Below are 1,752 nucleotides of genomic sequence, written 5' to 3' on the forward strand. Positions count from 1 at the left end.
GGCCCGGGGCTGCCAGGAAGGCCGCCTCCAGCTCGTCCAGGGTCACCTCGCCCGGCTTCGGCTCGCGGGAGACCGGATCCGGCAGCACTGGCTCGGGCGCGGGGGCCGGTGCCGCCTGGGCCTCCGGCTCGTCCGAGGCCATGCGCTCCAGCTCGGAGATCAGGTCGTCGTCGGAGCCCGCCGGCTCGGTGCCGGTGGCTTCCAGGTCGGCCAGGATCGCCTTCAGCCGGTCCAGGGTCGAGAGAATCACCGTGACCGATTCGGAGGTGGCGGGCAGGCCGTCCCGGAAACGGCCCATCAAGGTCTCGGCGGCGTGCGCCAAGGCCTCGAGGCGCGGAAGGCCGAGAAACCCGCAGGTTCCTTTGATCGTGTGGACGAGTCGAAAGATATTCCGCAGTATCGTCTGATTATTCGGATCCTGCTCGAACCGAACCAATTCAGCATCGACCGTGTCGAGGTGCTCCCCGCTCTCGGTCAGGAACTCACGAAGCAGGTCGTCCATCGGCGATACTCGTTACACGAAGAGGCTCTCGCGTAACGTACTTACTCGCGCGGGGTTAGGGAAGCGTTTCAATCCCCTCCCCACCCCGTGGTTTTCCAGTTTTTTAGGCGAGCGCCGTGCCGGAATCTTCCTCACCGGCCTCCGCGGGTGTTGCGATCACTGTCGGCGAGGCCGTGATCGTCACTTCATCACCTTCGATGGCGAATCGCACATCCATGGCGGCGGCCTGCGCCACGAGGCCGGCATAGAACGGCAGGATGGCGTGGGCGTCGACGGTGCCGCTCTCCGGGCTGCCGGCCATCAGCTCCTCGACATGGGGCGGGATGCGGGCATGCGAGCCCTTGGCGGTGAGCACGAGGGTCGGCGCCTCGCCGTCGCCGGAGACGGTGACGTCGATCAGGCCGCCCCGCGGGATCGCCGAGGTGGCGATCATCACGAGGTTCAGGAGCAGCTTGACCTTGTTCTTGGGGAACAGGGCCTGCGGCGCGCTCCAGGCCAGCTTGGTCTTCTCGTCGCTGAACATGCCCTTGGCCACGTTCTCGGCGTCGGCGAGGTCGATCGAGGCGCCGGCGGAGCCGGCCGCCCCGAAGGCGATCCGGGCGAATTTCAACCGGGCCGAGGCCTGCCGGGCGCTCTTGCCGATCAGTTCGAGGGCGAAGACCCGCATCGATTCGTCATCGTCGTCCTCCAGCACCTCCAGCCCGTTCACGATCGCGCCGACGGGGCTGATCACGTCGTGGCAGACGCGGGAGCAGAGCAGGGCGGCGAGGTCGAGGCCGTCGAGAGTCAGGCGGGGTGCGTTCGGGGAGGACATGCTGCGCTCCGGGCGGGCGGATCTGGGGGGCGAATAATCTGCGGGCCGGCCCGTCGCGTCGGAACCGCCGATCCTTGGCCGCCCGGTTGGCGGTCGAGTCCCCGCGAAACTCGCCGCGCGGCCCGGCGGCCGGGCCGGGGGCGATGGACCGGTCCGCACGGATAAACGCCACGGTCGCCTTTGAAAAGCGTTACCGGGCGGTTCGGCGGGCAACGCGGCGGGTCGCCGGGAAAGCCCCGGTGCCGGCCGTGCCCGGATCGGTTAGGATGCCGGCCATCGTGCCGAGGGCGACGCGGATCGTGCGTCGTCCCGGAAGCCCGGCGCGATCGGGGGCGGCGCGCGACAGGGAGGATCGGCGTGAGACGCGAGACCACCGGTCGAAGCGGACGCTCCATCGCCGGGGCATGCCCCGGCACGCCCCGGGGCCGGATCCGGG

General features: G+C 69.6%; 3 protein-coding genes. All 3 read right to left on the reverse strand.

The window, feature by feature from the left end; translation table 11 throughout:
• Positions 1-502 (reverse strand): Hpt domain-containing protein (locus tag FV228_RS28755; protein ID WP_187277955.1); only part of this gene is annotated, 502 nt, incomplete at its 3' end.
• 103 nt (positions 503-605) lie between these two features.
• Positions 606-1,316, reverse strand: coding sequence for a histidine phosphotransferase family protein (locus FV228_RS28760; RefSeq protein ID WP_147857590.1), 711 nt, complete (start codon positions 1,314-1,316; stop codon positions 606-608).
• 190 nt (positions 1,317-1,506) lie between these two features.
• The coding region (locus FV228_RS33840; RefSeq protein ID WP_210247831.1) for a hypothetical protein at positions 1,507-1,752 on the reverse strand (246 nt) is incomplete at its 5' end.

The sequence above is a fragment of the Methylobacterium sp. WL18 genome (genome assembly GCF_008040015.1).
Lineage (GTDB): Bacteria > Pseudomonadota > Alphaproteobacteria > Rhizobiales > Beijerinckiaceae > Methylobacterium > Methylobacterium mesophilicum.